This window comes from Brevundimonas diminuta (genome assembly GCF_050310045.1).
Classification (GTDB): domain Bacteria; phylum Pseudomonadota; class Alphaproteobacteria; order Caulobacterales; family Caulobacteraceae; genus Brevundimonas; species Brevundimonas diminuta_F.
This window is the reverse complement of record NZ_CP190005.1, coordinates 59,456-83,858: the sequence shown is the minus strand read 5'-3', so window position 1 is coordinate 83,858 and position 24,403 is coordinate 59,456. Positions and strand designations below refer to the sequence as shown.

Here is a 24,403-nt window from a genome sequence, read left to right as displayed (position 1 = left end):
GAAGGCGGTCCATGCCTCAACCCATGCCCGCTTCTAACGACAGCCTTGATCCGCGCAAACCCCAAAGCGAAGAGGGTTTTTCACCCTTTGCTACCGATCGTGCCGAAGGGCCCAGCATCGACCCGGCCGATGTGGCGCGCTTTTCGGCCCAGGCGGCCGAGTGGTGGGACCCCAAAGGCCCCTTCGCCCCCCTGCACCGCTTCAATCCGGCGCGGCTGAAATTCGTGCGCGACCGGGCGGCCAAGCACTTTAATCGCGACGTGAAGGCTCGCGCGCCCTTCAGCGGCCTCAGCCTGATCGACATCGGCTGCGGCGGCGGCCTGATCGCCGAGCCGATGCGGCGCATGGGCTTTGAGGTCACGGCCATCGACGCCTCGTCCGAGAACATCGGCACCGCCCGCGCCCACGCCGATCAGGTCGGGCTGGACATCGCCTATCGCGCCGCCACGGTCGAACAGATGGTCGAAGCCATGAATCAGGGAACTGGCGCCGGGCCGTTCGATGTCGTGCTGACGATGGAGGTCATCGAACACGTCGCCGATCCGGAGGCCTTCATCCGCGCCTGCTCGAAGCTGATCAAACCGGGCGGCCTGATGATCGTCGCCACCCTGAACCGCACGCTGAAGGGCCTGCTGCTGGGCAAGGTCGCGGCGGAATATGTGCTGCGCTGGGTGCCGGCGGGCACCCACGACTGGCGCCAGTTCCTCAAGCCCGACGAACTGCGCGCCATGCTGAACGGAGAGCCCCTGACCGTCACCGGCCCCTATGGACTGGCCTATGACCCGCTGAACGACCGCTGGAGCGAGGGCGACGACGTGGGCATCAACTATATGATGATGGCGACCCGCGACGCATGATCGGCCCTCACCGCATCGTCCTGACCGGCGGTCCCGGCTCAGGCAAGACGACGCTGCTGGAGGCGCTGGCGGCGGCGGGCCATGCGACCTCGCCCGAGGCCGGACGCGCCATCATCCGGCGCCAGCAGGCGATCGAAGGCGAGGCCCTGCCGTGGAAGGATCGCGCCCTGTTCGCCGAACTGATGCTGGACCGCGAGCTTGAGGCCCATGCCCGCACGGAAGGCGCCGACGGGCCGGTCTTCTTTGATCGCGGCGTGCCGGACGTGGTCGGATACCTGACCCTGTGCGGCCTGCCGGTCCCGGCCCATATGGAGCGGGCGGCGCGAGACATCCGCTATGACCGGCGCGTCTTCATCGCCCCGGTCTGGCCCGAGATCTTCGGGCAGGACGCCGAGCGCAAGCAGGATCTGGACGAGGCCCGCCGCACCTTCGACGCCATGGCCGAGACCTATCCGCGCTTCGGCTATGAACTGATCGAACTGCCCAAGGCGCCCGTGTCGGAACGCCTCGACTTCGTGCTGAAGACGCTTACAGCGGCCTGACCATATAGCGGGCGTCGTCGCCATAGCTGGCCAGCTTCTCGGCCATGCCCGGCGGGTTCTGGATCTCGAAACCGTTGCGCGCCCAGAAGGCTGAGGCGTCGTTGACGGCCACCAGCGCCACCGACGGCCAGCCTGCGTCCTTCGCCTCCTGCGCCACACGCTCGACCACCGGCCGGGTGAAGCCGCCGCCGCGCGTGTCGGGGTGCAGGGCCAGATCGTGCAGATAGACCACCTCGGCGTCGACCGGAATCGCGTCGATCAGCACGTTCAGCGCCGGGGCGGCGTTCAGTTTCCACGGATAGGCGACCAGATAGCCCATGATAGTCCCGTCATCCGCCGCCAGGACGAAACAGCCCTGCGGATAGAGGTCCAGACGATTGGCGAAACAGGCGCGTTCTTCGGGATGATCGGGAAAGGACACATGGGCCACAGCCACCACGCCGTCGAGGTCGCCCGGCGTCATGGCGCGCCAGTTCAGTGAGGACAGCGGGCGTTCAGCTCCGCTCTGTTGAATCGCCATTGCACGCTCCGGTTCTCGTCGTCATCCGCCCCTTCGATCTGGGCGGTCAGTATTTCCCCCGTGCGCTCATAGATGATGCGGTGCGGAAAGTCGTTGTCGGGATTGGCGAAAACCGCCCGCTGCGGGCCGCTGTCGATCAGGCGGAAGGGTGTTGCGGGCGCGCCATCGGGCTGGGCGAAATAGGCCAGACTGCCGTCTTTCAGAGGGGCGATGCGCGCGCTTTCGAAGCCGCTGCGGCCATTGCGCACAGTCACCGAGTGGCCGACGATCAGCCCCGCGCGCGGGTCGCTCCAGGTCTCGGACGCCTCGCGCCCGCCGGAACAGTCCAGCCAGTAGCCCGCCAGCCATGACAGGTCGGACGCAGGCGACGCGGGCGCGGCGGTCTGCAACAGGGCGGCGGCCAGCAGGCTGGAAACGGACATGGATTCTTCCCTCCTCAAGGACGGAAGGAAGATTACGCCGCCCTTACGGCATAGGCTTGTAGGATTGCGACGCCAGCCGCCGCGCCAGCTCCATCTGTTCGCGCGCCCACCCGGTGGCCGTGCAGCCCAGGAAACGGCGGAAGTCACGCGCCATCTGCGGCTGGTCGAAATAGCCCGCGGCCAGACCGGCCTCCAGCCATGAGGCGGCGTCGGCCTCATGCCCCATCGCATGATCGAAGATGCGGCGGAAACGGAAGACGGAGCGCAGGGTGCGCGGGGCCACGCCGACGCGGTCGCGGAAACGGCGTTGCAGGGCGCGGCGCTCGGCCGAGTTGAGGGACGGCCCCTCCAGATCATCCTCGGCGGCGGCGACCTGGGCGCGGACGGCGGGATCGATGCGCCAGTCGCCGGCCCGGCGCTGCCCCTCCAGCCAGGCGCCCAGGGCGGCGGCCTGCCCTGCCGGATCGCCCAGCGGGGCCGTGAAACCGTCCAGCCGGGCCACGAGGTCCAGCCGTTGGTCCGTCGCCTCGACCAAGGGGCGGCCGAGAAACGCCCGCGCGCCGTCCGGCTCGAACTTGGCGGCGACGATCTCGACCGGCCCCACCGGACGAATGGCCATGGGCCGGGTCATCTGACCGGCGAAGATCACCGGCGGCTGAAGGCGGAAGACGCCGTCGGCGTCCTGCTCCTCATAGGGCGCGGCCAGATCGACGATCAGTTCGGGACAGCCGTCCGGGGCGATGCGCTGCACCTCACCGCTGGGCGCGAACGCGGCATAGGTCCACAATTGCCGCACGAAGGGACGCAAGGTTTCAGGCGGAACGAACGCTTCATATCGCTCCTGCGCCGACACCCTTCAATTCGCCTTCTTCGGGTCCGGCGGCAGGCTGGGCAGGGGCGCGCAGGGCACGCCGTCGTCGCGCAGCTTCTTCACCTCGGCGGGCGTGGCCTCGCCGTAGATTTCGCGTTTTTCGCTGCGACCTTCGTGGATGTCGCGCGCCTCGCGGGCGAAGGCGTCGCCGACGTAGTCGAAATTCTGCTCGACATGGTCGCGCACCTCGCGGGCGGCCTGCATCATCATCGACTGCATCTGTTTCATGGCGTCGGGCGGGGGCGCTGTCTTCTTCGTGCCCGAGACGGCCGGGGCCATCACCTGCTTCCTGACCGTCTTCGAGCCGCAGAAGGGGCATTCGACCAGCCCCCGCGCGGCCTGATCGTCATAGTCGGAGGATGAGCCGAACCACGCCTCGAAGCCGTGGTCCAGATCACAGGAGAGGGCGTAGCGGATCATTGCGGCGGGCCGAACGGCCGCCCGTTCCGCAGCGACGGAACCGAGGCGCGGGCCTTGTCGACTGCGCTCAGGTCCAGAGCGGCGTGCAGGACGCAGGGTTCGTCGTGATCCGCCTTGGCGATGATCTCGCCCCACGGCCCGATGACCAGAGAGCGGCCCCAGGTCTGGCGGCCGTCCTCATGGGTTCCACCCTGTGCGGGCGCCAGAACAAAGGCGCCCGTTTCGATGGCCCGGGCGCGCAACAGCGTCTCCCAGTGCGCCTCGCCCGTCAGGCGGGTGAAGGCGGCGGAACCGGCGATCATCACAGCGCCCGCCTGCGCCAGCGCGCGGTGCAGATGGGGAAAGCGCACATCATAGCAGATGGTCAGCCCTAGCCGTCCCCACGGCGTATCGGCGACCACCGCCCGATCGCCCGGCCGAACCGAGGCGCTCTCGCGATAGGTCTCGCCGTTCGGCAGATCGACGTCGAAGACGTGCAGCTTGTCATAGCGGGCCGTGATCGCCCCGGCCGGGTCGATCAGCAGGGCGCGGTTGGCGGCGCGTCCGTCCGCGTCCTGTTCCGCGCGCACGATGGCCGAACCGATCAACAGCCAGACGCCCAGTTCCGCAGCCAGCGCCCGCAGGCCCGCGATCGCCGGATCGGCGCCTTCATCCCACAGCGCCTCGTCCCGAAGGCCGCGACGCTGTTCCAGAAAATTGGTCCCTTCCGGCGTCAGGATGAATTGAGCCCCCTCGGCCGCCGCCTGACGGATCAGGGGCTCGACATGGGCCAGCCCTGCGGCCGCCGTGGCCGGCGTCCTCGTCTGGATCAGGGCGATGGGAAGGGTCCCGGACACTTAAGCCGCCAGCAGGGCGTCAAGCTCGCCACGACGATCCAGAGCATGGATGTCGTCCGAACCGCCCACGTGCTTTCCGTTGATGAATATCTGCGGGAAGGTGGCCGCGCCGCCCGAACGCTCGACCATCTCGGCCTTCTTCACCGGATCGTTCGAGGCGACGATGTCCGTATAGGTCGCGCCCTTGCGGTCCAGCAGTGCCAGGGCGCGGATGCAGTAGGGGCAGCCGGGCTTGGTGTAGATGACGACTTCGGCCAAGGGAGACTCCTGAAGGCGAATGGGAAGGTTCCCCCTCACTTAAGCGGTTCGCGCGCATTTTTCACCCTCGCGATGACGGCCAGGTCCACGGCGCGCGCTCCGGCCTCCATCAGCGCCCGCGCGCAGGCCTCGGCGGTGGCGCCCGTGGTCAGCACGTCGTCGATCAGAAGCAGGCGCCGACCCTTGATCCGCCGCCGCCCCGCCTCGGTCACGGCGAAGGCCGCCTTCACGTTCAGGCGGCGCCCGCGCGCGGACTTGCCGCCCTGACTGGCGGTCTGCAGAGGGCGGATCAGGGCGTCCGGCAGATAGTCGAGCCGCGCCGCACGGGCCAGCGGCCGGGCGATCTCGGCGGCCTGATTGAAACGGCGCGACAGCAGGCGACCTCGGTGTAGCGGCACGGGAACCACGGCGTCCGCCGTCTCGATCAGGTGCGCCGCCGCGCGGCTGATCCAGCGCGCGAACAGGGGGGCGAACTGCTGTTGGTCGCCGTGCTTGAACTTCAGGATGACGCCGCGCGACGCCTCATCGTAGACACAGGCCGCCCGCGCTCGCTCGAAAGCATAGGGGCCGGCCGTGCAGGCCGCGCACCGATCCGCCGCGAAGTCGCCGCCGTCATATTCAAACGCCGCGCCGCAGCCGTCGCAGACCGGCGCCTCCAGAAAGGCCACCCGGCGCCAGGCGTCGGGCGACAGGCCCGCAGAGGCCGAGGCCTCGCGGCTGTCGTGGGCCAACGGCGGCAGCAGAATATCCAGCAGGCCCCGGCCCGCATCGCGCGCGCCGGATGCTAAAGGCGAGCTCACGCCTTTCAATCGACCTCGCCAGCCCCCATCCTGAACCGACATGAGCGCCCCCTCTCCCTCCTCCGGTCCCCCGATCATCTTCGACGTCGCCCGACGCGCCGCGCGCCTGAGCCGCGCGGCGCGGCATTTCCCCGACGCCGACTTCCTGCACCTGCGCGCCGCCGACAATGCGGTGAACAGTCTGGAGGTGATCCTGCGCGAGTTTCAGACGCCCGTCGACCTGTCGCCGCACCCCGGCGTCTTCGCCCGCGCCCTGGCCGACAGCCCGGCGCGCGAACGGGTGGCGCAGGTGCGCGCCGTCGGCTCGACGGCCGAGCGCGCCGCGCCGGGCGCCGGACCGCTGGGGCTGGAGGACGGATCGGCCGATCTGATCGTCAACCTGCTGGGCCTGCACTGGGCCAACGACCTGCCGGGCGCCCTGAGCCAGATCCGGTGGGCGCTGAAGCCTGACGGCCTGTTCGTCGCCAGCCTGTTCGGGGCGGCGACGCTGAAGGAGTTGCGCGGCGTGCTGACCGAAGCGGAGCTGGAGGTCAACGGCGGGGCGCAGGCGCGCGTCTCGCCCTTCGCTGACGGCTTCGACGGAGCGGCCCTGCTGCAACGGGCCGGGTTCGCCCTGCCGGTGACGGACGTGGATCGGGTGACGGTGCGCTATGGCGATCCCTTCGCCCTGATGCGCGACCTGCGGGCGATGGGCGAGACCAATGTGCTGGCCGGGCCTATCCGGCCGCTGAGCCGCGCCGTGCTGGCCCGCGCGGCCCAGCTCTATGCCGAGCGTCACGCCGAGGCGGACGGGCGCATCCCCGCCACCTTCGAGATGGTGCACCTGGCCGGATGGGCGCCGCACGACAGCCAGCAGAAGCCCGCCAGGCGCGGCTCGGCCAAGACGCGTCTGGCCGATGCGCTGGGCGTCAGGGAGCAAACCGGCGAGGAAGGCTGAGATCAGGCCCCGCCGATCGCCGCGCTGATCGTCGTCGAAATATAGGTGTACATGGCGTTCGATTCTGCGGCGAACGCCGTCACCGCCACGACGATGACCAGAAAGATCAGGGCGCAGATCAGGCCGTATTCAATGGCCGTGGCGCCGCCCTCGTCGCGATGGAACCGGCAGATGAAACCCTTCACGCCCGGCCCTCCCCTGTCGTCGGCCCGTCAGAGCAGATCGCGCAACCAGGCGATCAGCGGTTCGTCGGCCGGAGGCATGGGATAGGCCGACAGCTTGTCCGGCTTCACCCAGGCCAGACCCGCGTGCTCGCGCGCCTCGACCACGCCGGACCAGCGCCGGCACAGGTAGAGTGGCATCAACAGATGAAAGGATTCGTAAGCGTGACTGGTAAACACGAAGGGCGCCAGGCAGGCCTCCTTCACGTCGATGCCCAGTTCTTCCTTCAGCTCGCGGATCAGGGCGGCCTCGGGCCGCTCGCCCGGCTCGACCTTGCCGCCGGGGAATTCCCACAGGCCCGCCAGCTGCTTGCCCTCGGGCCGTTTGGCGATCAACACGCGGCCGTCCGGGTCGATCAGGACGGCGGCGACGACCAGGACGGTGGGAACAGCAGGCGTCTCGCTCACGAGCGGTAGTCCCCGTTGATCTCGATGTAGCGCTTGGTCAGATCACAGGTCCACACCATGGCCGAGGCCCGGCCCGAGGCGACATGGACGGTGATGTCGATCTCGGGGTTCTTCATATAGGCGCTCATGACCGCCTCGTCGTAGGTCGGCGAGGGGGCGCCGTCGACGGCGGCGACGTGCGGGCCGAAGCGGATGGCCAGACGGTCGCGGTCGACCGCCTCTTCGGTCTTGCCCACAGCCATGACGATGCGACCCCAGTTGGCGTCCTCGCCCGCGATGGCGGTCTTCACCAGCGGGCTGTCGGCGATCGACTTGGCCAGCTTGCGCGCCGAGGCGGGCGAGGCGGCGCCCTCGACCGTCACCTTGACGAACTTGGTCGCGCCCTCGCCGTCCTTCACCAGCTGGTGGGCCAGGTCGAGCATGACGCCATCCAGCGCCGCCGAGAACTCCTTCAGGCGGCGGTCGCCCACGCGGCCGATGCGCGGCGCGCCGGACGCGCCCGTGGCGAACAGCAAGGCCGTGTCATTGGTCGAGGTGTCGCCGTCCACCGTCACCGAGTTGAAGGTGGTGCGGACGTGCAGGTTCAGCAGGGCCTTCAGCACCGGCGGGGCGATGTCGGCGTCAGTGACGATGAAGGCCAGCATGGTCGCCATGTCCGGCGCGATCATGCCCGAGCCCTTGGCGATGCCAGCGATGCGGACCCTGACGCCCTCGATCTCGCACTCGGCGTAGGCGCCCTTGGGGAAGGTGTCCGTGGTCATGATGCCCAGACCGGCCTGCGCCCAGTTGTCGGCCTTCAGACCGGCTTCAACCTCGGACAGGCGGGCGGTGATCTTCTTGTCATCCAGCACCACGCCGATGACGCCGGTCGAGGCCAGCATGACGTCGCGCTGGCGGCAGTCGAAGCGTTTGGCGATTTCAGAGGCCGTGCGGCGCGCGGCGTCGGCCCCCGCCTTGCCGGTGAAGGCGTTGGCGCAACCGGCGTTGACGACCAGAGCCTTAACCCCCTCGCCGCCCTTGTCGGCGTCCAGCTGACGCTTGCACCAGTCAACCGGCGCCGAGCCGACCTTGTGCCGGGTGAAGACGCCCGCGCAGGACGCGCCCTGCGGAAAGCGGAACACCACCAGATCGTCGCGCTCATGCTTGTAGAAGCCCACGCGCGCCGTCGCGATCTCGACCCCGCCGATCGCCGGAATGACCGGGAAGGGCACGGCCAGCGGCGAGATCATCAGGCCCGGCTTGCCCGGCGCCGCATCCGTCTTCGACGCAGGCGCCGCCGACTGGGTCGCGCGCTTCAGCGCCGAAGCCAGCGGGTCCAGCGCCTTCTCAATAGCGGTTTCGATCTTCTTGCCGGTCGAGGCGGGCTTGGAGGGCGGCTGGCTCATGAGGCTTTTCCGGCGGGGGGAGGAGCGGAGGGTTGTGGCGTGGTCTTCGGGGCGGCGGCGGGCGACGGCGCCTTGGCGTCGTCCAGACTGACCTCGACCTTCGCCTTGCCGCGCAATTGTTCAAGCAGTTGGCGCACGCCCTCATAGGTCAGGTAGCGCACGATCTGCGGCCGGGCCTGATCCAGCGTCGGCGGCGTCTCGACGCGGCGGTCCTCGATCTTCAGCACGGCCCAGCCGGATCCGGTCTCGACCGGGCCGACGACCTGACCCGGCGCCTTGCCCTGCAGGGCGGCGGCATAGGGCGCGGGCAGGACATCCAGCGTCGAATAGCCGAGGTCGCCGCCGGAATAGCGGGTGGCGTCGTCGATGGAGCGCTGAACGGCCACGGCTTCAAACGCCGCGCCCTGCCCCAGCACGCCCAGAACGGCGTCGGCCTGCTCCCTGGTCGGCGACAGGATCAGGCGAACCCGCACCTCTTCGGTCGCGCGGGCCAGCCGCTGTTGTTCGTTATAGAGGCGTTCGACCGCCTGTTCAGATACGGCGCCGGACACCACCTTCTCGACCAGCATGTCGCCCAGAATGCGCTCGCGCACGGCGTCCAGACGGCGCTGGGCGGCAGGGCTGGAATCCAGTCCCCGGCGCGACGCCTCGGCGGCCAGCAGCTTCTGGTCGATGACTTCATCCATGACCCGACGGAACAGTTCGGACGAGGCGTCCAGCGTATCGTCTTCGCCGATCAGCCCCTGCGCCACCGCCTCGCGGCGCACGTCAGAGGCCCAGACGGCGCGGTCGTTGACCCTGGCCACAACGCGGTCGTTCTTTTCGGGGGCCGCTTCATCGCCCCCCCGCCCGCAGGCGGAAACGCCCAGCGCCAGCCCGACGACGGCGACCAGAAACAGGCTGTGGAGGGGACGCCGCGCTCGCATCGGACGCTCCGGGCAAGGGTCTGTGGACAGGCCGCCGGAACGACCGTTCGCGCCTGAAACGCTGCGGCATAAAAAAGCCCTCGCGTTGACAGGGGTAAGGCCGGTGCTTAAGTCCCGCCTGCGCCCAAGTCGAGGGGTTTTCGATCGTCTGCGCGGCCCTTCGCGCGCCCTCATCAGCAGGGAAGGCCCGGGGCCGGGGCGATCGCGGCCTTATCGACCGGGCGGAAACCTGTCTTTCTCAGAGCCTTCAGCCGCTCGACCGCCTGACCCGGATCGCCCATGCTCGGCTTCGCCAAGAAACTTCTCGGTTCCTCCAACGACCGCAAGGTCAAGGCCTTCATGGCCCAGGTCCAGAAGATCAACGCCCTGGAACCCAAGTTCGAGGCCTTCTCGGACGACGAACTGCGCATGATGACGCAGACCTTCCGCGACCGCATCGAAGCGGGCGAGAGTCTGGACAAGCTGCAGAATGAGGCCTTCGCCGTGGTGCGCGAAGCCTCCAAGCGCGTGCTGGGCCAGCGTCAGTACGACGTGCAGATGGCCGGCGGCATGATCCTGCATGAAGGCGGCATCGCCGAAATGCGCACCGGCGAGGGCAAGACCCTGGTGGCCGTGGCCCCGGTCTATCTGAACGCCCTGGCGGGCAAGGGCGTCCACGTGGTCACCGTCAACGACTATCTGGCCCGCCGCGATGCGGAACAGATGGGCAAGGTCTACCGCTTCCTGGGCCTTGAGGTCGGCGTCATCGTCAACGGCCTGTCGCAGGGCCAGCGCCAGATGGCCTACAACGCCGACATCACCTACGGCACCAACAACGAATTCGGCTTCGACTACCTGCGCGACAACCTGGTCTACGACCGTCGCGAGATGGTGCAGCGCGGCCACCACTTCGCCATCGTGGACGAGGTCGACTCCATCCTGATCGACGAGGCGCGCACGCCGCTGATCATCTCGGGCCCGACCGAGGACCGTTCGGACCTCTACAAGGTGCTGGACGCCCTGGTGAAGGAACTGATCAAGGACAAGGCCACCTACGACCTCGACGAAAAGCAGCGCCAGGCCCTGCTGACCGAGCTGGGTTCGGAGCGGATGGAGCAGATGCTCCAGGACGCCGGCCACTTCGCCGAGGATACTGTCGACCTGTATGACCCGGCCAACGTCAGCCTGGTCCACCACACCAATCAGGCCCTGCGCGCCAACACCCTGTATACCCGCGACAAGGACTACATCATCAAGGACGGCGAGATCGTCCTGATCGATGAATACACCGGCCGCATGATGACGGGCCGCCGCCTGTCCGAAGGTCTTCACCAGGCCATCGAGGCCAAGGAAGACGTCAAGATCATGCCCGAGAACCAGACCCTGGCCTCGGTGACCATCCAGAACTATTTCCGCCTCTACGAAAAGCTGTCCGGCATGACCGGCACGGCCGCCACCGAGGCCCAGGAATTCCTCGACATCTACAAGATGGACGTCCTGGAAGTGCCGACCAACCGTCCGATCCAGCGCAAGGATTACGACGACGAGGTCTATCGCACCTTCAAGGAAAAGAACGCCGCCATCGCCGCCCAGATCGCGGAATGCCACGTTCGCGGCCAGCCGATCCTGGTCGGCACCGTCTCGATCGAGAACTCCGAAGAACTGTCCGAGGTCCTGAAGACCTACAGCTACAAGGTCGAGCGTTCGCGCACCCTCAAGCCCGAATATGTGGGCCGCGAGAAGGAAGCGCAGAAGGTCGGCGACGCCGCCTATGACATCGACTACGCCACCGGCCGCGGCATTCCGCACAACGTCCTGAACGCACGCCAGCACGAACAGGAAGCCTATATCGTCGCCGACGCCGGTCTGCCGGGCGCGGTGACCATCGCCACCAACATGGCCGGTCGCGGCACCGACATTCAGCTGGGCGGCAACCTGGAGATGCGCATCCAGCGCTGGACCCAGGAACAGCGCAACATGGCCGTCGAGGTCACGCCCGAAGACCTGGCCGCCAAGGAAACCGAGTTCAAGGCCGAGATCGCCGCCGCCCGCGAACAGGCCATGGCCGCCGGCGGCCTGTTCGTCCTGGGCACCGAGCGCCACGAAAGCCGCCGGATCGACAACCAGCTGCGCGGCCGGACCGGCCGTCAGGGCGACCCCGGCACCTCGAAATTCTACCTGTCGTGCGAAGACGACCTGCTGCGCATTTTCGCCGGCGACCGTCTGGACTCGATCATGAAGTCCTTCGGCGTGGCCGAGGGCGAGGCCATCAGCCACCCCTGGCTGAACCGCGCCGTCGAGACCGCCCAGAAGCGCGTCGAAGCCCGCAACTACGACATGCGCAAGAACGTGCTGAAGTACGACGACGTCGTAAACGACCAGCGCAAGGCCGTGTTCGAACAGCGTCAGGAGTTCATGGACTCCGAGGACCTGTCGGAACTGGTCGGCGACTTCCGCAACGATGCGATCAACGATCTGGTCGAACGCTATATGCCGCCCAAGGCCTATGCCGAGCAGTGGGACATCGACGGTCTGGACGAGAAGGTGAAGTCCACCCTCGGCCTCGAACTGCCGCTGCATGACTGGGCGGCCGAGGAAGGCGTCTCCAACGAGGAGATCGAGGAACGCATCGTCGCCGCCGCCGACGCCCGCGCCGCCGAGCGGCTGGAACTGATCGGCGCCGCCCAGACGCGCGGCCTCGAAAAGCAGTTCATGCTGCAGATGATCGACATGCAGTGGCGCGAGCATCTGGTCCACCTGGACCACCTGCGCGGCGTCATCGGCCTGCGCGGTTACGGCCAGCGCGACCCGCTGAACGAATACAAGACCGAAGCCTTCAACCTGTTCGAGACGCTGCTGCACGACCTGCGCCACAACGTCACCCGCTGGCTGATGACGGTCGAGTTCCAGTTCCAGGCGCCGCCGCCGATGGAAATGCCCGAGTTCCAGGAAATCCACCTGAATCCCGGCACCGGCGAAAACGAGATGCTGAACCCGATGGCACAGAACCCGGAAGGCATGCTGACCGGCGACGACCGCGCCAAGCTGCCGGTCGAGGCCCTGCCCGTCGGCTGGGAACGCACCAGCCGCAACGGCGACTGCCCCTGCGGCTCGGGCCGCAAGTTCAAGCACTGCCATGGCAGTCTTATTTAAGGCGCGCTGACGCGCGCGGCGCTACGCTCGCGACGCGGTCGCTCGCTGCTTGAGCGCCGATGCACTTTAGATGAGGCGGGTTCGCGAAAGCGGCCCGCCTTTTTCTTTGGCCGGTGACGCCGCCCGCGGCGCGGGTTAGCGTGCCGTCATGAACTACAAGCCCCTGTTCTCGCGCGCGCTGGGCCTCGATCCGGAACGCCTGCATTTCGCCGCTCACAGCCACCACCTGTGGCCTGACGCCAGCTTCGACGGGCAGGTCCAGGCCTGGGCCGAGGCCAACCGTTTCGCCGACCGCAAATGGGATCTGGTGTTCGGCGACGTCATTCCCGAAGCGCAAGGCCACGTCGCCCGCGAACTGAACCTGCCCTCGTCCGACAGCCTGATCTTTGCGCCCAATACGCATGAGATCCTGCTGCGCATCGTCTCGGCGGTCGACAAGGCGGGGCCCGTGCGCATCCTGGCCACGGACGGGGAGTTCCACTCGTTCCGCCGCCAGTCGGAGCGCTGGGAAGAGGCCGGTCAGGCCGTCGTCACCCGTGTTCCGCTGGCCCCGTTCGAGACCTTCGCAGATCGCTTCATCGCGGCGGCCGGGGCGGGCGGACATGATCTGATCTTCGTCAGCCAGGTCTTCTTCCGCACCGGCGGCCTGTTCGAGCGCATCGCCGAACTGGCGGCGCTGGCCGATCCGGCCGGGCCGTGGGTGGTCGTCGACGGCTACCACGGCTTCATGGCGACGCCGACCGACCTGTCGGCCGTGGCGGATCGGGTCTTCTATCTGGCGGGCGGCTATAAATACGCCATGGCGGGCGAAGGCGCCTGCTTCCTGCACGCCCCGCCCGGCTTCGGCCCGCGCCCGGTCGTGACCGGCTGGTTCGCCGAGTTCGGCCATCTGGAAGGCCCGCCCGGCGGCGTGCAATACCGCACCGACGGCGGCCGGTTCTGGGGCGCCACCTTCGACGCCAGCGCTCTTTACCGCTTCAACGCCGTGCGCCGGATGCTGGATCAGCACGGCCTGACCACGGCGATGATCGCCGACCACGCGCGCGGCCTTCAGGCCTGGTTCCAGACGGCGATCCGCTCGAACGATGCGGGGGCTCTCGCGCAGGCCGACATCCTGAACCCGGTCGAAGGAGCGGCGCCGCGCGCCCGCTTCCTGGCCCTGCGCCACGCCGAGGCTCCGCGCTGGAAGGCGGCGCTTCAGGACATGAACGTCATCGCCGACGTCCGCGACGACGTGATCCGCTTCGGCTTCAGCCTGTATCAGAGCGAGGACGACGTGGAGAAGCTAATCCACGCCTGCGCCCGGCTGGACTGAGGCCTCAGAAAAACAGGCTGTCGGCGTCGCGCCGCGCCTCTGGCGGATCGGTGCGCCGGGGCGATGAAGGTCGCGCGCCCGGCGCGCGTGCAGGCGCAGTCGCCGTCTTCGCCTGCGTCCCCCCGGCAGGGGCCGGATCGCCCGGCAGGGATGACGGCGGCGAGGGCCGCGTTGATGACGCAGGCGCCTTGGCCGGTTCCGCCTTCTGCAGCGGCTGTTGTTCCGGCGGGCCGAGACGGGGATAGGCGCTGCCGCCCTGCCCGGCCTGACGCCCCGCTGACGGCGGCGTCTTCAGGTCCTGCGCCTCCTGCGTTTCCGGCTCCGCCTGCGGCCGGGCCAGCAGCAGCCGCGCCTGCGCCCGCGCGCGCGGATGGTCGCAACGGCACAGCATCAGGCCCTCATCCCCCCGCCAGATCAACAGCGGACGACGCGGCGGCTCGGCCCAGCGCCCGGCCAGACGCTCGATCTCGCGGACCAGTTCAGCATCATCGGACGGCGCCGGCCGCAATTCGCGGCCCTGAGCCTCGAGTTCCGGCGCGACGCTCGCCAGCCACTCCGCGCCAACCCCGGCAGGATCATGCACATAGATCGGATCAAGGCCGAAGGCCGCCGGTCCCGCCGCCGTCTCCAACCGCGCTTCAAAACCCTCGGGCGCCGCAAGACGCTGAGGCTCATGCCGCGCCACGGCCAGCCACCAGGCGGCCAGCGCCACGCCTAGCATCAACAGGCCCAGGACGGCACCGATCAGCGTCCCCAGCAGGATGCGCGGCAGTTGAGGGAAAACAGCGTGCGACGTCATCGTCCGTCAGGACTAGCACCGAACCGGCCTGCGGCAAGCCCTGACGAATCAGACCGCCAGATCGAACAGAGCGTCGCGCGTGATCTCGGCATGGGTCATGGGGAACAGGTGGCCGCCGCCCGCCACCGTCTCGACCTGCAAGGTCGCATGACGTGATGAGGGCCGCACGGCGCACAGACTGCCCGTCTCGCCCTTCAGAACCCGCACCGCGCCCGGATAACGGGCCAGCGCCCGCCACGGATCATGCGCCTGGGCGGCGTAGTTGGACGCCTCCCACGCCGGGGCGCAGGTCAGTTCCAGACCCTTGTCCGTCTCGGTCAGACCATCGGCCAGATAATCGGCCAGCATCATGTCGGACCAGCCCTTGAAGGCGCCGCGTCCGCGATAGGCGGCCAGCGCCTGTTCGCGGCTGTCGAACACCGCGCGGCGTTTCAGCGTCTGCGACACGATAGGAAAGCCGCGTGACAGGCGGCTCGCCAGCGGCAGGTTCAGCGCCATCACCATGGGGCGCGGCCAGATGACCGGGTCCAGCAGCAGCAGGCGCGACACCCGATCCGGCCGCTCGGCGGCCGCCAGCAGGCCGCTGGTCCCGCCGATGGAATGACCGGCCAGAGCCACGGGCGGGCCGCCGATCGCCTGCAACAGGGCGATCAGGTCGTCGCGATGATCCTTCCAGCTGCGATGGCCCTGGGGCGCGGCGGGCAGACGCGTCGCGCCGTGGCCGCGCAGGTCCGGCGCCCAGATGCGCAGGGCGCTGGACAGGGGCTGCAGCAGGGTGCGGTAGGTGCGGGCGTTGAAGCCGTTGGCGTGGACGAAGACCAGATCGACCGGCCGTTCAGAATCACCGAAGTCGAGAACCGCCATCTCGCCCCCGCCCCAGCGGTTGTCGATGGGAACGCTGATCCGGCGCGGCGCCGTCAGGGCCAAGGCGTCCATCGGCTTCAGGCCGCCACGCGACAGGCGGGACAGCGGCCGTGCCCTTCTATGGTGGTGCGTTCGATGGCGTAGCCGGCCCCGGCCGCGGCGCGGGCGAAGGCGTCGCCGCCCTGAACCGCCACCTCTTCGGCAGCGCCGCAGCAGTCGCAGATCAGGAAGGCGGCCGCGTGCCCCTGATCTTCGCCCAGGGCGTCGGCGGTGCAGGCCACATAGGCGCTGATGGAGGCGATGCGGTGCGCCAGACCCCGGCGCTCCAGAAAGTCCAGCGCGCGATAGACGGTCGGCGGCTTGGCGGCCTGTCCGTCCAGCCCATAGCGGGCGATCAGATCATAGGCCTTCACCGGCTCGCCCGCCGTCAGCAGCAGTTCCAGCACCCGGCGACGCGGGGCCGTCATGCGCTCGCCGTCGACGGCGCAGCGCGCCTCGACCGCCGTCAGGGCGCGTTCCACTTCGGCGGCGTTCGGTCCGCCGTGGACGTGTTCGTGATCGCAAGCGAGACCCATGGCCTACAGCTAGGAGTTCAGGACGACGGCTGCAACCACAACCATCGTCGCACCCGTGCGCGGGCCGAAGCCGCCTGTCCTCATTCGGGAAACACCGACGTTTGCGGAGGCTCCGACCATGGGCTAGAAGAACCGACCTTTCTGTTCAGAAGACCCGATCATTCATGACCGACGCGACCCAAGCGAACAGCCCCCTGTCGGGCAATGTCCTGTTCTATTCCCAGCCCGAGCCGCTGTCGGCCGAGGCCCACGGCAAGCTGGGCGTGACCCCGGCTGACAAGCCCTACGCCTTCGTGGCCCAGACCAACGTCGTGCCGCTGACGGTGACGGAGTTCGCCCCGGCGGCTCTCAGCTATCCGATCATCTTCGTCGGCGACGCCAAGCAGCCGGTCGCGGCCATGGGCCTGAACGCCGGTGAGAACCTGTTCATCGAAGACGGCGACTTCCGCCCCGACGCCTATATCCCCGCCTATGTGCGCCGCTATCCGTTCGTCTTCGCCAATGACGACGAGCAGAAGCGTCTGGTCCTGTGCATCGACCGCGCCGCGCCCTTCGTGGTCGAAGGCGGCGAGACCCCCCTGTTCGAAAACGGCCAGCCCAGCGGCTACGTCAACTTCGGCATGGAGTTCTGCAACAATTTCGAACAGGAGCGCGTGCGCACCGAGTCCTTCGTGGCCCTGCTGAAGGAACTGGACCTGTTTGAAGTGCGCGAAGCCAACTACACCCCGCGCAACGCCGACGGCTCGGCCGGAACGCCCCAGAAGATCGCCGAATACTTCGCCATCTCGGAAGACAAGCTGAAAGCCCTGCCGGCCGAGAAGCTGGTCGAACTGCGCGACAACGGCGCCCTGGGCCAGATCTACGCCCATCTGGTGTCGCTGCTGGGCTGGGACCGCCTGATCGCCGTGGCCCTGACCCGCGCCGCCAAGCAGCAGCCTGTCGCCGCCAACGCCTGATCTTTTTTAGAAGCCTATCGCGCAGTCGCGCTGCTTGAGGCTGTTCAGAAGGCCTATCGCGCAGTCGCGCTGCTTGAGGCCGCTGGAAAACCAAAAGATCAAACGCCCCGTCAGGAAACTGGCGGGGCGTTTTCCATGTCAGCGACGCGCGATCAGGGCGCGGGTCAGGCAGGAGAAGACCAGCCGCCCTGCCTCGTCCAGCAGGTCCTGCTGGGCGATGACCACGCCCTTTTCATCGCCGACCGGATCCTTGCCCATGATGGTCAGGCGCCCGCGCAACAGTTCGCCCGCCGGGGGGCTGCGCAGGAAGCGCAGGCCGTCGACCGCCAGGATCTTCGAGCCCGCCCAGCTCGCGGAGCGATCGGCCGCCAGACGGCTCCACAGCGCATAGACCATGCCCTCGGGCGCGCCATAGGCCGTGTCCCATCCCGGCAGAAAACGTTCGGCGAACAGCTCCAGCGCCGCCGCATCGACGGCGCAGGCGCCCAGGTTGATGACCTGGCCGATTTCAAGATCCTCGAAATGGACGTGCAGCGGCTCGGTCATAGGCGGTCTTCCCTCCGTCAGGCCGCCGGTTCCTCCGACACCCGAACCATCAGCTTGCCGTCATGGTCGCCGGTGAACAAGCGGTTCAGCGATCCGACCGCCCCTTCCAGTCCGTCATCGACATGGACCTTCCACTGGATCTTCCCGTCAGCCAGCCACGGCCCCATCTCGGCGACCATCTCCCTGGCGCGATGGGCGTAGTCGAGGACCAGGAAGCCCTGCACGTCCAGACGGTGGGTAATCAGGCGCGAGAAGTTAGGCGAAGGCGGCATCCGCGTGGCGTTATAGGCCGAGATCAGGCCGCAGACGGCCATGCGCCCGTGCACCTTCAGCCGGTTCCAGACCGCGATCATGATGTCGCCGCCGACGTTCTCGAAATTGAGGTCGATCCCGTCCGGGGCCAGACGGTCCAGGGCGTCGCCGACGTCCTCGTTCTTGTAGTCGACGGCGCCGTCGAAGCCGAGGTCTTCGGTCAGCCAGCGGCATTTCTCGGCGCCGCCCGCGATGCCGATGACGCGGCAGCCGCGCTGCTTGGCCACCTGACCGGCGATGGAGCCGACCGCCCCCGCCGCCGCCGAGACGACCAGGGTCTCGCCCGCCTTGGCCTTCAACACGTCGGTGACCCCGAAATAGGCCGTCATGCCGGTCATCCCCAGCACCGAAAGATTGGCGGTCAACGGCAGGCCCGGCGCGCGGTGAACCGGCCGCAGCCCCGCCTCGGGCACAACGGCGTAGTCGGCCCAGGCGCCCGACAGCGGCGTGACCAGATCGCCTTCCTTGAACCGTTCGCCGCGCGACTGTTCGACCACGCCCAGCGTCAGACCGCGCATCACGTCGCCCAGCCCCACAGGCGGCAGATAGCCTTCGGAGTCATTCATCCAGGTGCGGTTGGTCGGGTCGATCGACAGATAGACGGTGCGGACCAGCACCTCGCCGTCCTTCAGATCGGGCACGAGGCTCTCGACCAGTTCCAGATCGCCGTCCTGAATCAGACCGCGCGGGCGCTGGCGCAGGATCCATTGTCTGTTGCGCAGGCTCATCTTCCATCTCCCACAGAGCGTTTTCTTTCGGAACCCATAGTGGCGCCCCGCGTCGCGAAGTCGAGAGAGCGCGCCCCGATGAACGGATCACAAAAAAGAAGGCGGACCCCATTCGGGATCCGCCAAGGTGTCGCATCATCGAGAATGAGGCGAGGGCGAAGACCGGCGAACCGATCCGGGGGAAACAGCCCTCGACACGGGGGTAACGACATGAGGCGGCGCCGGTTCCCTGACGCCTTGATGCATCGCTCCGCGCCCGATTTCCCGGAACGACGCATCTGCCGCCACGTTGGTTTCACAGGTTCCAGATCGTGCCAGATCGTGAAGGAGGCGAGCCCATGACTCATCAAGACCCGCATTCCCATCCCGCCGACCCCGAACATGAGCCCCATCCCATCCCCGCTCAGGACGCCCGCCAGGGACGCAACGGCCGACGCCTGCTGACCGTTCTGATCGTTTCCCTGGCCGCCGCAGCCCTGCTGCTGCTGGGTTGGTGGGCCATGAACAACAACAATCTGCAAAAGACCGCCGACGCCAACAGCGCCACGCCGCACCCTGTCGAGGTCGCGCCCGCCGATGGCGCCATGCCCGCCGCTCCGGACGCTACGCCGCCCCCTGTGCAAACTGATCGCCCATAAAAAAGGGCTCCGTCAGCAACGGAGCCCTTTCATATCCGGATCAGACCTATGAGGTCAGGCGGCCTGTTTGCGCGAGGGATGGAAGAACAGGGCCTGGCTGATCGCCGCCTTCACCGTCTCCGGCTGGAAGGGCTTGGTGATCAGGAAGGTCGGCTCGGGCCGTTCGCCCGTCAGCAGGCGCTCGGGGAAGGCGGTGATGAAGATCACCGGCACGTCGAACTGCTTGAGAATGTCCTTGACCGCGTCGATGCCCGACGATCCGTCAGCCAGTTGAATATCAGCCAGAACCAGGCCGGGCTTGTTCTGGGCGACAGCCTCGATGGCTTCATCATGAGTGGTGGCGGTGCCGGTGACGCTGTGGCCCAGTTCCTTCACCAGACTTTCGATGTCGGCCGAGATGATGGCCTCGTCTTCGATGATCAGGACGTCAGTGGCCAGTTCAGCGTCGATGTCGGACTGTGCCTCGGCGATCAGACGTTCGACCGTGCGCGGGTCCACGGCCAGGATCTGCGCCGCCTCGGACGGAGTGAAGCCTTCCAGCGCCGTCAGCAGGAAAGCCTGACGCGAACGCGGCGAAATCCGCATCAGACGATGTGCGGCGTCGTCCCCCTCGGCAGCGACGGCTCCCTCAAGCTGAGCGCCCGTGGCCGACCAGATGGCGTGGAAGACATGATAAAGGGCCACGCGCGGCGTCATGTCGGTCGGCAGTTGGCGCTCGCCCGCCGCCAGGGCCTCAAGGGCCACACGCACATAGTTGTCGCCCGTCGTCTGGTCGCCGGTCAGCGCCCGGGCGTAGCGACGGACATAAGGCAGATGCGGCGCAAGCCTGGCCAGAAGGCTCATATTGTTTCTTTCCCCGACGGTCACGACGCCGCACCTTAAGCGGCGCTACAAGGGGCAACAACGTATCAAATGCATCACGGTTCCGACCGCAAAGCCAGCTTGAGCATAAAAAGGCCAGACGCTAGGAACCCTATCGGAGAGGCGGCGTTTCCGCTTCAACAGGCGTATCAACTGGCTTGGCGGCAGCCGTACATTCCATGATCAACACCAAGGACACCCCCGTTCACCCCGACGGTTCGCCGTCGCGAGACGCGGGACTGGACGAGGTCCAACTGCGTCAGCAGGCCATCGGCGTAAAGCTGCGCCATATGTTCGATGAAGTCGTCAATGAACCCGTGCCGGACGAATTTCTGGACATCCTGCGACGCGCCGATGCAGCGTCGTCGACCAGGGAAGGCCAGTGACCAGGATGTCGCCCGCCCCCCGGCCTCCGTCAGCGGATGACGGCGCTTTCAAGGCCGAACTGGTCACGCTTATCCCGCATCTGCGCGCGTTCGCCCGCACCCTGACCGGCGATCCGACCTCGGCCGACGACCTGGCGCAGGAAGCCATGATGAAGGCGTGGGACGCCCGCGCCAGCTATCAGATGGGCACGAACATGAAGGCCTGGACCTTCATGATCCTGCGCAATCAGTTCTATTCGGAAAAGCGCCGTTCATGGCGCCAGACCCAGCTGGATCAGGAAGCCGCCGAACGCACGCTGATCGCCGTCGACGATCCTGAGGCGCCGGTCGCCCTGGATGAACTGCGTCAGGCCCTTCGCACCCTGCCCGAGGAACAGAGGGAAGCCCTGATCCTGGTCGGCGCCGGCGGCTTCGCCTATGAAGAAGCCGCTGAAATCTGCCAGTGCGCCGTCGGCACGGTGAAGAGCCGGGTCTCTCGCGCCCGCAAGGCGCTGCAGGCCACGCTGGAACGCGGCGGCTATGAACGCGACGGCAAGTCCGCAAGCGACGCCATGCGGTCCATCCTGGCCGACGCGGACAGGCTGAGCGGCGCCGGGCGAGGGTAGTCGTGCTGCGGGGCGGCCGTTTCCTGCGCCGGTCCTGGAATCGCTTCTGGAGTCGGTTTTCGGGGCGCAGGACCGGGCGCCCCCGTCTACAGGGCATACGCTTTCGTCTGGGCGTCGGCATGGCCGTCGCCCTGCTGCCCATTCTGCTGCTGGCCGCGATCCAGACCGAAGCAGGTTTCCGTCGTCAGGCCGCCAGCCAGCGCACCGACCTGCAGTTGGCGGCCGACCGCAGCGCCGTAGACGCCAAGACCAGCATCGACAGCGCCAGGGTGCTGTTGCTGGCTCTCGCGCCGGAAACCGTCGGCTATTACTGCGAACCGCGCCTGGCGCTTCTGGTCGAACAGCTGGACAATATTGCAGGTCTAGCGCGCTTTGATGAGACCGGCGCAGCCGTATGCGCCTCGCCTACCGTCAAGCCGGTGAGCGCCGACAAGGTCCGTCAGAGAGACTGGTTTCAGCGCCTGAAACGTGGCGAAAAAATCGTCATGCAATGGACCGCCCTGGATCCCAGCGCTCTGATCGTCGCCGTACGCTCGGAGCGGCCCATGGGCGCCTTCCAGGGCGGCGTCGCCGCTGTTCTGCCCGCCTCGGCCCTGCAGCCCAATATTCATGACCCGGCGCTGCCGCCCGGATCACAAGCTGCGCTTGTCGACGAAACGGGCCATGTCCTCATCGCTACCGATCCCGACGCCTTCATTCTGAGCGACGCTGACGCCGTGGCCGGCTGGGTTTCCAAGGCGGCCAACGGCGACAGCCGCATGTTTGAGGCCCGCGACGCCGATGGAACGCTGCGCGTCTATGCGGGAGCGCCGCTGTCCGGACGCGATGTCTTCATCCTGCTGTCGGCGCCCGCGCCAGGCCTCTTGTCCTGGGCGCGCCTCAACCCGTTCGGCACCCTGCTGCTGCCGCTGGGCGCCTGGCTGGCCACCTTTGCGGCGGTCATGCTGCTGTCGGAGCGGATGCTGGTGCGCTGGCTGGTCTATCTGGAGCGGGTGGCCGCCATCTATGCGCGCGGCCGGTTCTCGGTGCGCCCGGTGCAGGCCGAACACGCCCCGACTGAAATCCGCGTGCTGGCGCGGACCCTCGGCTCGCTGGGCGACACCATCACCCGTCGCGACAAGGCCCTGATGGAGGCCCTGGACGAGAAGGACGCGCTGATGCGCGAGATCCACCACCGGGTGAAGAACAACCTGCAGATCATCTCGTCCCTGCTGTCGATGCAGCAACGGGCGGTCAGCGATCCGGCCGCCCATGCGGCGCTGGGCGACACGCGCCAGAGGATCGCGGCGCTGGCCCTGATCTATCGCATTCTCTACCAGAGCGAGCCGGTGCGGGAGGCCGATGCCGAAACCTTCCTGCGCGAACTGGTAGGGCAACTTATCGCCGACGCGTCCATACGCGGCCCCCTGGTCACAACCTCCATCGAGGCCGACCCTCTCATCATCGACCCGGACAAGCTGGCGCCGCTCGCCCTATGGGTGGTCGAGGCCGTGTCCAACGCCCAGAAGCACGCCTTCGTCGGTCGGGGCGGCGATCTTCAGGTCCGCTTCCGCGTCTGCGGCGACACCAGCGTTCTGGAGGTGCAGGACGACGGCCCCGGCTTTACCGACGCTGCGCCGCCCGGGGTAGGCCGCACCCTGATGGTCGCCTTCGCCAAACAACTTCGAGGGGAAGCCGCCATCATCCCTGCGCCCGGCGGCGGCTCGATCGCACGCCTGACATTCGCCACGCCGAAGGCCCACGGCGCGGCGAAGGTGCGCGAAGTCGCAGCCTTTCAGGTCAGTGGAACCCGACCTTGAGCATGGCGTTCTGAAATCCAGTGGGCCGCCCCCCAAAGGCCCATGTCTCAGGAGCATTCCATGCGCAAACTCATCATCCTGGCCGTTGCTGCGGCCGCCCTGTCCACCGCCGCCTGCAACACCATCCAGGGTGTGGGCAAGGACACCCAGGCCGCCGGCCAGGCTGTCGAAGGCGCCGCCCGCGACGCCAAGAACTAAGTTCCGCATACAGGCCCCTTCAGGTCAGGTGGGACCCCGCGCGACGGCGACGTCCGCGGGGTTTTATTTTTCTCTGGCGCAGTCAGGACAGCTTGTTTAGCGTCCGCCCGCCCCACGCCGGGGTCAGGACACTGAAAGAAAAATGCGCGTCGGCTCCCCCCGAGAAACCAAGACCAATGAACACCGCGTCGGCCTGACGCCGGCCGCCGCCGGCGAATATGTCGCCCACGGCCATTCCGTCCTGATCGAGACGGGCGCCGGGCTGGGCGCAGGCTTCACCGACGCCGACTACATCAAGGCGGGCGCGCGCATCGCCCCCGACGCGGCCGCCGTCTTCGCCGACAGCGACATGATCGTGAAGGTCAAGGAGCTTCAGCCCGCCGAGTTCGCCCTGCTGAAGCCCGAACACATCCTTTTCACCTATCTGCACCTGGCGCCCGATCCCGAACAGACCAAGGCCCTGCTGGCCTCGGGCTGCGCCGCCGTCGCCTATGAGACGGTGACCGACCGCAACGGCGGCCTGCCGCTGCTGGCGCCCATGTCCGAAGTGGCGGGGCGCATCGGCGTCTTCTCGGCGGCCGAGACCCTGCTGAAGCACAAGGGCGGCATGGGCCTGCTGTTCTGCGGCGTGCCGGGCGTGGCGCCCGCGCGGGTGCTGGTGCTGGGCGGCGGCGTCGTAGGGCTGAACGCCGCGCGCATGGCCGTGGGTCTGGGCGCCGAGGTGGTGGTGCTGGAACGCTCGATCCCCCGGATGCGCCACATCGACGAAGTGACCGGCGGGCGCGTCATCACCCGCTATTCCTCGCTGCACGCCATTGAGGAAGAACTGCCGAAGGCCGATGTGGTGATCGGCGCCGTCCTGACCCCGGGTGCCGAGGCCCCGACCCTGGTGCGCCGTGACCAGCTGGCGTCGATGAAGAAGGACAGCGTCCTGATCGACGTCGCCATCGACCAGGGCGGCTGTTTCGAGACCTCGCGCCCGACCACCCACGATGATCCGACCTATGTGGTCGACGGCGTCATCCACTACTGCGTCGGCAATATGCCGGGCGCCGTGCCGCGCACCAGTTCCGAGGCCCTGAACAACGCCACCCTGCCCTATGGTCTGGCGCTGGCCGACCGGGGGCTGGAGGCCCTGCGCGCCGATCCGCATCTGGCCCACGGCCTGAATGTGCTGAAGGGCCAGATCACCCACCCCGCCGTCGGCAAGGCGCTGGACATGGCGTGGAGCGACCCCTTCGGCGTCTGGGCGAACAACTGAAGACACGGCTGGAAAGCGGCGGAAA

General features: G+C 67.8%; 29 protein-coding genes. 12 read left to right on the top strand and 17 right to left on the bottom strand.

Going from position 1 to position 24,403, the window contains the following annotated elements; genetic code table 11:
- Nucleotides 1-11: 11 nt before the first annotated feature.
- Together ubiG and ACORJG_RS00395 are read left to right on the top strand one after the other, a co-directional pair.
- Nucleotides 12-857, top strand: a complete 846-nt coding sequence (ubiG, locus tag ACORJG_RS00400; RefSeq protein ID WP_427790642.1) for a bifunctional 2-polyprenyl-6-hydroxyphenol methylase/3-demethylubiquinol 3-O-methyltransferase UbiG — start codon at nt 12-14, stop codon at nt 855-857.
- On the top strand, nt 854-1,399 hold the full coding sequence (locus ACORJG_RS00395) for an AAA family ATPase (RefSeq protein WP_427790640.1): 546 nt from the start codon (nt 854-856) through the stop codon (nt 1,397-1,399). Before ubiG ends, ACORJG_RS00395 begins: the two co-directional genes overlap by 4 nt.
- Here the strand turns inward: ACORJG_RS00395 and ACORJG_RS00390 are convergent.
- Genes ACORJG_RS00390 through ACORJG_RS00360 form a run of 7 tightly spaced genes read right to left on the bottom strand, consistent with a single transcriptional unit; the run spans nt 1,386 to nt 5,568 of the window.
- Nucleotides 1,386-1,919 (bottom strand): GNAT family N-acetyltransferase, encoded by a 534-nt coding sequence (locus ACORJG_RS00390; RefSeq protein WP_427790638.1) that lies wholly within the window; start codon nt 1,917-1,919, stop codon nt 1,386-1,388. The genes ACORJG_RS00395 and ACORJG_RS00390 overlap by 14 nt on opposite strands.
- Entirely contained in the window at nt 1,874-2,341 is a 468-nt protein-coding gene (locus ACORJG_RS00385) for a DUF6265 family protein (RefSeq protein ID WP_427790636.1), read from the bottom strand. The genes ACORJG_RS00390 and ACORJG_RS00385 overlap by 46 nt, the downstream gene beginning before the upstream one ends.
- A gap of 43 nt (nt 2,342-2,384) precedes the next feature.
- A complete protein-coding gene (locus ACORJG_RS00380) occupies nt 2,385-3,194 on the bottom strand; it encodes an AraC family transcriptional regulator (protein WP_427790634.1) in 810 nt (269 codons plus the stop codon).
- A gap of 3 nt (nt 3,195-3,197) precedes the next feature.
- Nucleotides 3,198-3,632 carry a DUF1178 family protein gene (locus ACORJG_RS00375; protein WP_427790632.1) on the bottom strand — a complete coding sequence of 145 codons (435 nt, stop codon included), beginning with the start codon at nt 3,630-3,632 and terminating at the stop codon, nt 3,198-3,200.
- Complete coding sequence (locus ACORJG_RS00370; RefSeq protein WP_427790630.1) at nt 3,629-4,468, bottom strand: carbon-nitrogen hydrolase family protein; 840 nt, start codon at nt 4,466-4,468, stop codon at nt 3,629-3,631. The genes ACORJG_RS00375 and ACORJG_RS00370 overlap by 4 nt, the downstream gene beginning before the upstream one ends.
- A complete protein-coding gene (gene grxC / locus ACORJG_RS00365; protein ID WP_427790628.1) occupies nt 4,469-4,726 on the bottom strand; it encodes a glutaredoxin 3 in 258 nt (85 codons plus the stop codon).
- A gap of 35 nt (nt 4,727-4,761) precedes the next feature.
- Nucleotides 4,762-5,568, bottom strand: coding sequence for a ComF family protein (locus ACORJG_RS00360; protein WP_427790627.1), 807 nt, complete (start codon nt 5,566-5,568; stop codon nt 4,762-4,764).
- Between ACORJG_RS00360 and ACORJG_RS00355 the strand changes: the two genes are divergently transcribed.
- Complete coding sequence (locus ACORJG_RS00355; protein ID WP_427790625.1) at nt 5,567-6,463, top strand: methyltransferase domain-containing protein; 897 nt, start codon at nt 5,567-5,569, stop codon at nt 6,461-6,463. The genes ACORJG_RS00360 and ACORJG_RS00355 overlap by 2 nt on opposite strands.
- Before the next feature lie 2 nt (nt 6,464-6,465).
- Here the strand turns inward: ACORJG_RS00355 and ACORJG_RS00350 are convergent, their stop codons facing one another.
- From ACORJG_RS00350 to ACORJG_RS00335, 4 genes are read right to left on the bottom strand one after another with little or no spacing between them, the layout of a single operon-like run.
- Complete coding sequence (locus tag ACORJG_RS00350) at nt 6,466-6,648, bottom strand: Flp family type IVb pilin (protein ID WP_427790624.1); 183 nt, start codon at nt 6,646-6,648, stop codon at nt 6,466-6,468.
- Between the two features lie 27 nt (nt 6,649-6,675).
- Nucleotides 6,676-7,092: a (deoxy)nucleoside triphosphate pyrophosphohydrolase gene (locus ACORJG_RS00345; RefSeq protein WP_346532520.1), complete on the bottom strand. Its 417-nt coding sequence runs from the start codon at nt 7,090-7,092 to the stop codon at nt 6,676-6,678.
- Nucleotides 7,089-8,477, bottom strand: coding sequence for a bifunctional glutamate N-acetyltransferase/amino-acid acetyltransferase ArgJ (gene argJ, locus ACORJG_RS00340; protein WP_427790622.1), 1,389 nt, complete (start codon nt 8,475-8,477; stop codon nt 7,089-7,091). Before argJ ends, ACORJG_RS00345 begins: the two co-directional genes overlap by 4 nt.
- Nucleotides 8,474-9,403, bottom strand: coding sequence for a peptidylprolyl isomerase (locus ACORJG_RS00335; RefSeq protein ID WP_427790621.1), 930 nt, complete (start codon nt 9,401-9,403; stop codon nt 8,474-8,476). Before ACORJG_RS00335 ends, argJ begins: the two co-directional genes overlap by 4 nt.
- Before the next feature lie 279 nt (nt 9,404-9,682).
- Between ACORJG_RS00335 and secA the strand changes: the two genes are divergently transcribed.
- The gene (gene secA, locus ACORJG_RS00330) at nt 9,683-12,535 is read left to right on the top strand and encodes a preprotein translocase subunit SecA (protein WP_427790619.1); all 2,853 of its coding nucleotides are present in this window, start codon (nt 9,683-9,685) and stop codon (nt 12,533-12,535) included.
- Between the two features lie 148 nt (nt 12,536-12,683).
- Nucleotides 12,684-13,850, top strand: coding sequence for a class V aminotransferase (locus ACORJG_RS00325; protein WP_427790617.1), 1,167 nt, complete (start codon nt 12,684-12,686; stop codon nt 13,848-13,850).
- A 4-nt stretch (nt 13,851-13,854) separates the two neighbouring features.
- Here ACORJG_RS00325 and ACORJG_RS00320 read toward each other — a convergent pair whose 3' ends face one another.
- The 3 genes from ACORJG_RS00320 to ACORJG_RS00310 are packed head-to-tail and all read right to left on the bottom strand — an operon-like array spanning nt 13,855 to nt 16,088.
- Entirely contained in the window at nt 13,855-14,649 is a 795-nt protein-coding gene (locus ACORJG_RS00320; RefSeq protein ID WP_427790616.1) for a hypothetical protein, read from the bottom strand.
- A 48-nt stretch (nt 14,650-14,697) separates the two neighbouring features.
- On the bottom strand, nt 14,698-15,585 hold the full coding sequence (locus ACORJG_RS00315) for an alpha/beta fold hydrolase (protein WP_427790615.1): 888 nt from the start codon (nt 15,583-15,585) through the stop codon (nt 14,698-14,700).
- A gap of 5 nt (nt 15,586-15,590) precedes the next feature.
- Nucleotides 15,591-16,088 carry a Fur family transcriptional regulator gene (locus ACORJG_RS00310; protein ID WP_427790613.1) on the bottom strand — a complete coding sequence of 166 codons (498 nt, stop codon included), beginning with the start codon at nt 16,086-16,088 and terminating at the stop codon, nt 15,591-15,593.
- Nucleotides 16,089-16,252: 164 nt separating this feature from the next.
- On the opposite strand from ACORJG_RS00310, the gene ACORJG_RS00305 reads away from it, so the two are divergent.
- Nucleotides 16,253-17,044, top strand: a complete 792-nt coding sequence (locus ACORJG_RS00305) for a SapC family protein (RefSeq protein WP_427790611.1) — start codon at nt 16,253-16,255, stop codon at nt 17,042-17,044.
- A gap of 138 nt (nt 17,045-17,182) precedes the next feature.
- Here ACORJG_RS00305 and ACORJG_RS00300 read toward each other — a convergent pair whose 3' ends face one another.
- Together ACORJG_RS00300 and ACORJG_RS00295 are read right to left on the bottom strand one after the other, a co-directional pair.
- A complete protein-coding gene (locus ACORJG_RS00300; protein ID WP_427790609.1) occupies nt 17,183-17,590 on the bottom strand; it encodes an acyl dehydratase in 408 nt (135 codons plus the stop codon).
- 17 nt (nt 17,591-17,607) lie between these two features.
- A complete protein-coding gene (locus ACORJG_RS00295) occupies nt 17,608-18,630 on the bottom strand; it encodes an NADP-dependent oxidoreductase (protein WP_427790607.1) in 1,023 nt (340 codons plus the stop codon).
- A 338-nt stretch (nt 18,631-18,968) separates the two neighbouring features.
- On the opposite strand from ACORJG_RS00295, the gene ACORJG_RS00290 reads away from it, so the two are divergent.
- Nucleotides 18,969-19,268: a hypothetical protein gene (locus tag ACORJG_RS00290; RefSeq protein WP_427790605.1), complete on the top strand. Its 300-nt coding sequence runs from the start codon at nt 18,969-18,971 to the stop codon at nt 19,266-19,268.
- A 54-nt stretch (nt 19,269-19,322) separates the two neighbouring features.
- On the opposite strand, the gene ACORJG_RS00285 is transcribed toward ACORJG_RS00290, so the two are convergent.
- Entirely contained in the window at nt 19,323-20,111 is a 789-nt protein-coding gene (locus ACORJG_RS00285; RefSeq protein WP_427790604.1) for a response regulator, read from the bottom strand.
- Nucleotides 20,112-20,308: 197 nt separating this feature from the next.
- Here ACORJG_RS00285 and ACORJG_RS00280 point away from each other — a divergent pair, with 197 nt between their 5' ends.
- The 5 genes from ACORJG_RS00280 to ald all read left to right on the top strand — a co-directional run bounded on the left by ACORJG_RS00280 (nt 20,309) and on the right by ald (nt 24,378).
- Nucleotides 20,309-20,515 (top strand): NepR family anti-sigma factor, encoded by a 207-nt coding sequence (locus ACORJG_RS00280; protein ID WP_427790602.1) that lies wholly within the window; start codon nt 20,309-20,311, stop codon nt 20,513-20,515.
- Nucleotides 20,516-20,520: 5 nt separating this feature from the next.
- Entirely contained in the window at nt 20,521-21,120 is a 600-nt protein-coding gene (locus ACORJG_RS00275) for a sigma-70 family RNA polymerase sigma factor (protein WP_427790600.1), read from the top strand.
- A 119-nt stretch (nt 21,121-21,239) separates the two neighbouring features.
- A complete protein-coding gene (locus ACORJG_RS00270; RefSeq protein WP_427790598.1) occupies nt 21,240-22,919 on the top strand; it encodes a sensor histidine kinase in 1,680 nt (559 codons plus the stop codon).
- A gap of 60 nt (nt 22,920-22,979) precedes the next feature.
- Nucleotides 22,980-23,117: an entericidin A/B family lipoprotein gene (locus ACORJG_RS00265; RefSeq protein ID WP_427790597.1), complete on the top strand. Its 138-nt coding sequence runs from the start codon at nt 22,980-22,982 to the stop codon at nt 23,115-23,117.
- Nucleotides 23,118-23,259: 142 nt separating this feature from the next.
- On the top strand, nt 23,260-24,378 hold the full coding sequence (gene ald / locus ACORJG_RS00260) for an alanine dehydrogenase (RefSeq protein ID WP_427790595.1): 1,119 nt from the start codon (nt 23,260-23,262) through the stop codon (nt 24,376-24,378).
- Nucleotides 24,379-24,403 lie beyond the last annotated feature (25 nt).

Excerpts from the sequence above, each read along its gene's own strand:
- ACORJG_RS00375 (WP_427790632.1), bottom strand. The coding sequence starts at position 3,632 with ATGATCCGCTACGCCCTCTCCTGTGATCTGGACCACGGCTTCGAGGCG.
- ACORJG_RS00270 (WP_427790598.1), top strand. The coding sequence starts at position 21,240 with ATGGCCGTCGCCCTGCTGCCCATTCTGCTGCTGGCCGCGATCCAGACC.
- ACORJG_RS00320 (WP_427790616.1), bottom strand. The coding sequence starts at position 14,649 with ATGACGTCGCACGCTGTTTTCCCTCAACTGCCGCGCATCCTGCTGGGG.
- ubiG (WP_427790642.1), top strand. The coding sequence starts at position 12 with ATGCCTCAACCCATGCCCGCTTCTAACGACAGCCTTGATCCGCGCAAA.
- ACORJG_RS00310 (WP_427790613.1), bottom strand. The coding sequence starts at position 16,088 with ATGGGTCTCGCTTGCGATCACGAACACGTCCACGGCGGACCGAACGCC.
- ACORJG_RS00280 (WP_427790602.1), top strand. The coding sequence starts at position 20,309 with ATGATCAACACCAAGGACACCCCCGTTCACCCCGACGGTTCGCCGTCG.
- ACORJG_RS00390 (WP_427790638.1), bottom strand. The coding sequence starts at position 1,919 with ATGGCGATTCAACAGAGCGGAGCTGAACGCCCGCTGTCCTCACTGAAC.
- ald (WP_427790595.1), top strand. The coding sequence starts at position 23,260 with ATGCGCGTCGGCTCCCCCCGAGAAACCAAGACCAATGAACACCGCGTC.
- ACORJG_RS00325 (WP_427790617.1), top strand. The coding sequence starts at position 12,684 with ATGAACTACAAGCCCCTGTTCTCGCGCGCGCTGGGCCTCGATCCGGAA.
- ACORJG_RS00305 (WP_427790611.1), top strand. The coding sequence starts at position 16,253 with ATGACCGACGCGACCCAAGCGAACAGCCCCCTGTCGGGCAATGTCCTG.
- ACORJG_RS00290 (WP_427790605.1), top strand. The coding sequence starts at position 18,969 with ATGACTCATCAAGACCCGCATTCCCATCCCGCCGACCCCGAACATGAG.
- ACORJG_RS00355 (WP_427790625.1), top strand. The coding sequence starts at position 5,567 with ATGAGCGCCCCCTCTCCCTCCTCCGGTCCCCCGATCATCTTCGACGTC.
- ACORJG_RS00385 (WP_427790636.1), bottom strand. The coding sequence starts at position 2,341 with ATGTCCGTTTCCAGCCTGCTGGCCGCCGCCCTGTTGCAGACCGCCGCG.
- ACORJG_RS00300 (WP_427790609.1), bottom strand. The coding sequence starts at position 17,590 with ATGACCGAGCCGCTGCACGTCCATTTCGAGGATCTTGAAATCGGCCAG.
- ACORJG_RS00295 (WP_427790607.1), bottom strand. The coding sequence starts at position 18,630 with ATGAGCCTGCGCAACAGACAATGGATCCTGCGCCAGCGCCCGCGCGGT.
- ACORJG_RS00285 (WP_427790604.1), bottom strand. The coding sequence starts at position 20,111 with ATGAGCCTTCTGGCCAGGCTTGCGCCGCATCTGCCTTATGTCCGTCGC.
- ACORJG_RS00315 (WP_427790615.1), bottom strand. The coding sequence starts at position 15,585 with ATGGACGCCTTGGCCCTGACGGCGCCGCGCCGGATCAGCGTTCCCATC.
- ACORJG_RS00265 (WP_427790597.1), top strand. The coding sequence starts at position 22,980 with ATGCGCAAACTCATCATCCTGGCCGTTGCTGCGGCCGCCCTGTCCACC.
- ACORJG_RS00335 (WP_427790621.1), bottom strand. The coding sequence starts at position 9,403 with ATGCGAGCGCGGCGTCCCCTCCACAGCCTGTTTCTGGTCGCCGTCGTC.
- argJ (WP_427790622.1), bottom strand. The coding sequence starts at position 8,477 with ATGAGCCAGCCGCCCTCCAAGCCCGCCTCGACCGGCAAGAAGATCGAA.
- ACORJG_RS00395 (WP_427790640.1), top strand. The coding sequence starts at position 854 with ATGATCGGCCCTCACCGCATCGTCCTGACCGGCGGTCCCGGCTCAGGC.
- secA (WP_427790619.1), top strand. The coding sequence starts at position 9,683 with ATGCTCGGCTTCGCCAAGAAACTTCTCGGTTCCTCCAACGACCGCAAG.
- ACORJG_RS00360 (WP_427790627.1), bottom strand. The coding sequence starts at position 5,568 with ATGTCGGTTCAGGATGGGGGCTGGCGAGGTCGATTGAAAGGCGTGAGC.
- ACORJG_RS00275 (WP_427790600.1), top strand. The coding sequence starts at position 20,521 with ATGTCGCCCGCCCCCCGGCCTCCGTCAGCGGATGACGGCGCTTTCAAG.